The 6,580-nt window shown below is 63.2% G+C and carries 5 protein-coding genes; 4 read left to right on the plus strand and 1 reads right to left on the minus strand.

The annotated features are described in order from the left end of the window. On the minus strand, positions 1-2,457 hold a 2,457-nt coding region (locus AC1D29_RS29475), incomplete at its 3' end, for a calcium-binding protein (protein ID WP_477904318.1). Between the two features lie 744 nt (positions 2,458-3,201). Between AC1D29_RS29475 and AC1D29_RS29480 the strand changes: the two genes are divergently transcribed. The 4 genes from AC1D29_RS29480 to AC1D29_RS29495 form a co-directional block, all read left to right on the plus strand. Then, positions 3,202-4,404 carry a hypothetical protein gene (locus AC1D29_RS29480; protein ID WP_477904320.1) on the plus strand — a complete coding sequence of 401 codons (1,203 nt, stop codon included), beginning with the start codon at positions 3,202-3,204 and terminating at the stop codon, positions 4,402-4,404. Between the two features lie 106 nt (positions 4,405-4,510). Continuing rightward, positions 4,511-5,143 carry a hypothetical protein gene (locus AC1D29_RS29485; protein WP_477904322.1) on the plus strand — a complete coding sequence of 211 codons (633 nt, stop codon included), beginning with the start codon at positions 4,511-4,513 and terminating at the stop codon, positions 5,141-5,143. Positions 5,144-5,238: 95 nt separating this feature from the next. Then, a complete protein-coding gene (locus AC1D29_RS29490) occupies positions 5,239-6,129 on the plus strand; it encodes a S1/P1 nuclease (RefSeq protein WP_477904324.1) in 891 nt (296 codons plus the stop codon). A 250-nt stretch (positions 6,130-6,379) separates the two neighbouring features. Further along, the coding region (locus tag AC1D29_RS29495; protein ID WP_477903542.1) for a transposase at positions 6,380-6,580 on the plus strand (201 nt) is incomplete at its 3' end.

Genomic DNA, 6,580 nt, shown 5'->3' on the forward strand with positions numbered 1-6,580 from the left:
GTTGAAGGTGATCCTGTCGGTCGTACCGGCAATGCTCAGCTCCAGCGCGTTGTTGTTGCCGCCCCAGTAGGTGTCGTAGGCCTGCTTGACCGTGACATCCGCGGGCGCTACGCCGGCCTTGAACTGCAGCGTGTTGACATTGCCGCCGGTGTTGTAGCCGAAGTACACACGGTCCTGACCGTCACCGCGGCCGAACAGGATGGTGTCGCTGCCGTAGCCGTCGCGCAGCGTGTCATTGCCGGCACCGCCATCGAGTGCGTCGTTCCCGTAGCCACCCTCCAGCGTGTCGTTGTCAGCGCCACCTTCCAGCCGATCGTTGCCGTCGCCGCCCTCCAGCGTGTCATCGCCGTCGTCGCCGTACAGTGGGTCGGCGCCGTTCTCGCCATACAGCGCATCGTTGCCGCTGCCGCCGCGCACTGTATCGTCGCCGTCGCTGGCTCGGATGGTGTCGTTGCCGGCGCCGCCGCTGATGGCCTCGCCCGCAGCTGTGCCGCCGATGGTGTCGGCGCCGTCGGTGCCGGCGAACAGCCGAGCCTTGATGGCGTTGCCGTCCAGCACCGTGCCATCGGCTAGGCGGATGAGCTGCAGCGTGGCGTAGTCGTTCAGGCCGTAGATGCCGCGCCAGCCGGCGCCGAAGGTGATCTTGTCGGTGGTGCCGGCGATGGCGACTTCCAGGTCGGCGTTCCAGCCCCAGAAGCTGGTGTAGACCTGCTTGAAGCGCAGCTGGTCGGCGGTGATGCCGGCCTGCAGCTGCAGCACGTTCTGCTTGCCGATCGTGTTGTCGAGCACGTTGCCGACGACGTCCTGGCCGCCGCCGATGCCGAACAGATAGGTGTTGTTGCCGCTGCTGCCCTGCAGCGTGTCGTTGCCGCTGCCGCCGTCGAGGAGGTCGTCACCGGCGCCGCCGTCCAGGCTGTCGTTGCCGCTGCCGCCGTACAGCGTGTCAGGGCCACCGACGCCGCTCAGCGAGTCATTGCCCGCGCCGCCGTTGAGCAGGTCGGCACCGGTGGCGCCCGTCAGGGAATCATTGCCCGCCGTGCCCATGCCCAGCAGGAAAAGCAGGTGCGAGATATCCCAGACGGTACCGTCGGCGAAGACGACGCGCTGCAGGCCGTTGAACTGATTAGCCGGCGTACCGCCGTACAGGAAGCCGTTGAAGGTGATGACGTCGGCGGTGCCGCTGATGGTCAGCGCCAGCGCGACGTTGCCACCGGCCTGGGTGTCAGCGGCGCGCGCGACGCTGACGTCCGCGGGCAGCACGCCACTCTTGAACTGCAGCGTGTTGATCTTGCCGAGGTTGGGGTCGGAGTAGGAGCGGACGGTGGTCGCTCCGTCGCCGCGGCCGAAGAGGTAGAGGTTGTCACCGGCGGAGGGCGTGAGGACGGCCGTGCGTTCGATGGAGACCGTGAGGGGCGTGTTGCCGCTGTAGAAGCTGCCGTTGTTGTTGCCCGCCACGAAGTCCAGCGTCTCGCCGCGGGCCATCTGCAGCGGCGCGAACGAGAACACCGATGCATCGGTGGTGTTGGCGAAGTGCTGCAGTGGCTGGAGCAGATTGCCGTTGAGCACGACGCTGCCGCTCATCGAGCCGCTGTCACCCGCGAAGAACTGTCCGGTCACGGTGTACATCCCGTCGGCTGGCGCGGTGAATCGCAGCACCGCGTAATCGCCGCCGGCGACCGGGCCGGGATGCAGGGCCATCTGGCCCGCGCCGACGCCATATTGAGATGAGCCGCCGGTGTTCTTCCAGATCAAGGGCACGCCGAGGGTGACGTAGCCGGCCTTGTTCCAGGCGCTGCCTGACGGCTGGTCGAAAGGGGTCAGCGCATAGGCGCTGCCGCCCTGCGGCGAGTAGCCGTATGTCCACACGCCGGCGGGATTGGTCGAGCTACTGAACTCCGTCGTGGCGTCGTACGTGGTGGGCGCGTTGGCTGCGTTCGCGTCAGCCGCCGTGGCGTGGCGTTGGGGGCCGGTCTCAATGAGACCGGGCAACTCGTCGGCGCTCCAGTGCGTGCCGTCGGCGAAGGCCACCGTTTGCACCGGGTTCGCGTCGGTGAAGAAACCGCGGATCTGCACGCGGTCGGCGCTGCCGCGCAGGGCCAGCTCCAGCGCAGTCGCTTCGCTGGTGGCGTCATCGCCGACGCGGCGCACTGCCACGTCGCTCGGCGCAATGCCTTGGCCCAGTTGCAGCAGGCCGGAGGCGTCATCGCCCGCCGCACGCGCGTCCACCCAGGCCGCGCCCTCGCCGCGCTCGAAGCCGTAGACCTTGGGCGCCGTCGCCTGACTCTGTGTCGCCAGCAGGTGCACGGCCGGCAGCGCGTCGGCTGACAGCAGCAGCTTGGGCTCCAGGGTCTCGATCTTCCAGGGCTCGGGCTTCTTGGGTTCGACGCGGGTGGACGCGGTCTTGGAAGCACGACGCAGAGCAGCCGCCGCACGGGCGCGCAAGGACTTGATCGACATTTTCTGAGCTCCCTGAAATCGTTTTAGCCGCTCGCATAAAAAATGGCGGGCTGGCACCGTTCCGCAGCAGCGGCAGGCCGACGAATTTTGAGGTTCAGGACATGACGGCTTTACGCTTCTTCACCCGCAAACACGGGGGAATTCGTCTGAGAAGCGCCGAGGGTGCCCCTATTTCTAGGGGCATCAAGAAGACGCCTTGTGTTGCTCTCTGCAATGGCCGAGTCCCTTGACAGCGCAAGGTCCGCTGCATGTTTGCAGGGGAGTGCGCGCCAAGCAGCAACGCCGTTCGTGATCAATCGGAACGGAGAGGCCGGGCGGTGGCGGCAAAGTCGGACAGCTCGCCGCATCAAAGTGGACGGCTGGCTCTGGCTGCGCTGCCCAGCCTGCTCTCTCGCGCCTCTCGGTGTGACCGCCAGCAGTGGAGATCACAGCGAAAGTCGAACAGCTGAGTGCAGGAAATCACGGATAGCAGCGCGATGAAGTCGGATATCACGCTAGCAAATCCGATAGTGCCTGTCGATTCCGTCTCTAGTGCTGAGGCCAGCCGCGAAGGTAAGCACGGAGGACGCCGGTCCAAACTGGCCGCCTATATTGGCGGTCATGGGCTCATACGACCAGTACAGGGACTCCATCCGAGAGGTCGGGAACATGCTCCGGCGACTCGAGGGGGACCAGGGAAACTACCGACTGCTGCTGGCGTTGCAGCGGAGGCTGGTTCGGCTCCTGTGCCGCACGGAGAGGCGAGTGGCCCGGTTGAAGCGGCTACGTGCAGCGCTAAACGCGGCCAAGCGCAGAGGACGGCTCGACAAGAAGGAAGCAGCGGCCCTCAAGGACAGGATTGGGCGGGTGGGCGATGCCATCGAGACAGCCCAGCACATGCTGTTTATCTGGCGCTGTTTTGGTGACGGTATCGTGTTCCTCTACTGCGACAAGTACGCACTGAAACACATGCTGTACGACAGCACCGACTACTCGGTCAAGCCGCACGCCGGTGCGCTTTTGGGCAAGGACGGTTTCCGGCTGGAATGGAGAGTGCTGAGTACGGCTCTCAAGCGCGAGTACCCGGCTGTCTTGTGCGACATCACGAACACGCTGCGGCATGGTGACGTCTGCATCCTTGTCGGGCCGGACCCTTTCCCCGTTGAAGTGAAGTCCAGTTCGAACCGAAACGCTCGAGTGGATCGGCAACTCAGTGGTTTGAAGCAGCTTCACGATTTTCTGGCCACGGACGAAGCCGTGAACTTTCGTGGACTCAAGCACGTCAAGCGCGTCGTGGCTCCGGTCAGTGAAATCAACCATGGCGTCGTCATGAACGAGTGCATCGCACAGGCCCGGCGAGACGGCATTGGTCAGGCCTCACCTGCGGAGGGGCTCACCTATTTCTGCACCCGCGATGCTGAACAGATCGATGAACTCGATTTCGGCTCAGGCAGTGGAAAGATGTTGACTCTGCTGAACGAGCTAAAGAGAGAGGGCAAATGGATGCCCTACTACCCCTTCACGCTGTCGATACGGGATACGACAGCCCTCTACGAATTCATCAGCGGCGAGATCTCGATCGGGATCTTGTTGGACACCACGGTGCTGGTTCAGATGTTCACCGACCACGGGCTGGATGCGCAGTTCGTGGATGACCCGAACTTCGAAATTGTCGTGAGGAGGCTTGGCGCTGATTCGGCCACCAGCGCTATGGCTGCCATTTCCACGCAGTCCTTTGCGCGGATCTTCTTCGAGTTCGAATCGCTGTCGTGGCTGCCTCAAAGAGAGGCTTGGTTCATCGACAGCCTCGAAAAAGAGGGGCGTCTTCAAGACGAGAAACTCGCTAGCGGTGACCTGCGTCTGGGAGAACTGATGACAGGTCCAGTGCCAAAATTCCGACCGCGAAAGTGGCCAGCCCTTCGTAAGGCAGGCAGCCCGAAGGACGATGGTGGCGACTCAGTGATCTGACGCAGTCAATACCCACGCGCACGCCAATTCCTTAGGACCAGGAGCGCCTCTTGGCGAGGCCGCACACGGGTCTAATCGAGACTTCCATTTCACCCGGAAGCAGAAGATGGTTCAGTGGAGCGAAGAGATCATCAACCGGTACATCGCGCCAGAGATTTACACGTTCACCGAGGCGTCAATTCCCGAGCCGACCGTGACTGGCGAGAAGGTTCAGCACTGGCTGGCAAACCACTTCCTCAACCAGCTTTTCCGTGCGGAGTACAAAGGGCACCAGCGGCAACTGGCCTTCAACATCATCTATCGAGCCCAGGCGAGCTTCGAGGCCTTCGAGCAGGGAGCCGCCCTGACGAAGGATTTCCTGGCGGTGACGCAGGAAGGCAACCCCCCTTCGGGCCGCTACTACAGAGTGCTGAGGGCGTGGGAGGCCTGTTTTCTCAACCTGCAGCACTTCGTCGACCTCATCAAGTGCCTGTCGGGGCAGGATGTGTTCACGAAGAATGACGGTAGCCCCGAGCAGCGGGCGTACCACATTGCCAACACCATCAAGCACTGGGCCGGCGACATCTTGGCTGGAAAGCATGATGACGGCGACACCGTGCCCATGTGGCTGAACAACGCTGGGTTCAAGACCAGGCATACCCAGCTGGGGTACGACGAGCTAGTGGCACTGTTGGCGGAGTGCGCTACGGCCGCCAATGACCTCGCCGACCCGCTCAAGCGCTCACAAGAAAACATCTGATGTCTGGGTATCAGGCACAGGTCTGGGTCGCAACGGCGAGCTTCTAGCCATAGTCAGAGAACGAAGTGAAAAGGCTCTGTTTTTTTCGCCCCCTCGTGGCAGCTTGCGCCCTGATCGCGAGCTCCAGTGTTTGGGCCTGGGGCAGCCTAGGGCACCGCATGGTGGGCTTCGTCGCCGATGCTGAGTTGACGCCCCGTACTCGGATCGCGGTGCGAAAGATCATGCAAGCCGACTCACTGGCTTCGGTCGCCAACTGGATGGATGAGGTCAGAGACACGCCCGCAGGTAGGACGATGCAGCGATGGCATTTCGTCACCGTGCATGCGTGCGGTCCGACTCAGGCTTCTTGCAAGAACGGCAACTGCGCGTCTGGCCGGATTGAATGGGCTCGCGACGTGTTGAGGACTGGAAGCCCGTCCGAGGCCTTGAAAGGGCTTCGGGTCCTCGTGCACTTGGTTGGGGACATTCATCAGCCGCTCCACGCTGCCGACAACGGCGACTTTGGGGGCAACGGGGTGACGGTGACGAACCGGCTGTGCGTCGAGTTCGGCGCAAGGGAGCCGACGGCCTGCAAGCTCCACACCTACTGGGACACCAGCCTGGTGAGGGCAGCGGTTCGCGGAATGTCGGAGGAAGCCGCTGCGACGAGCTGGGCCACAGCACAAGAAACCTCGCCAGCAAGCGAGTCGAGCATGGTCGATGCTTGGGCCACTGAGTCAAATGAAATCGCCAGGCAAATCGCCTACAACTTCGATGGGTTCAGCTGCAAGGGGAAGCGCTTGTCGTTCGCCGCAGATGACGCCTACGACGCGGCCGGCGTCGCGACTGTCAAACGGCAGATCGTCAAGGCTGGAAAACGGCTGGCGCGGGTCCTCAACGAGATCTTCGATTTAAGGAGGTGGTCGCATGCACCACCCACGCATCGCGCAGTTCGAAGCAGGGGCGGAACTGCTGGATATTCAAAGAGACGGCGCGACCTTGGATGACGCTGTCGTTCGTCTTGCGGCCTGGATGGACCTGGCGGCGGGCCATCTGAGCGACCAGGACCAAGTTGTGCTCACGGGCATTGGCGCGGTGCTCTACCGGGATGGGCTCAGGCGTCGAATGCACGGTGGTGGAGGGCAGCGCACCTGACTGCAACCAACTCGATACGAAGTTTTGACTGTCGGGTGGAGAGGCTCATCTGTATGAACCGCCCCGGGTTTCGAGGAGGCTCCAACTCAAGAGAATAGAGCTATGAGGAAGTCCACGAAGTTTTCGCCTGAGGTCCGTGAGCGCGCCGTGCGCATGGTGCTGGAGCACCGCGCTGAGCACCCGTCGCAGTGGGCCGCCATCGAGTCCATCGCCGGCAAGATCGGCTGCGTACCGCAGACGCTGCACACCTGGGTTCGCCAGCACGAGGTCGACGCCGGCCAGCTCGAAGGCGCCTCGACCGCC

Source organism: Roseateles sp. P1_C6 (assembly GCF_056406315.1).

Excerpts from the sequence above, each read along its gene's own strand:
- AC1D29_RS29485 (WP_477904322.1), top strand. The coding sequence starts at position 4,511 with ATGGTTCAGTGGAGCGAAGAGATCATCAACCGGTACATCGCGCCAGAG.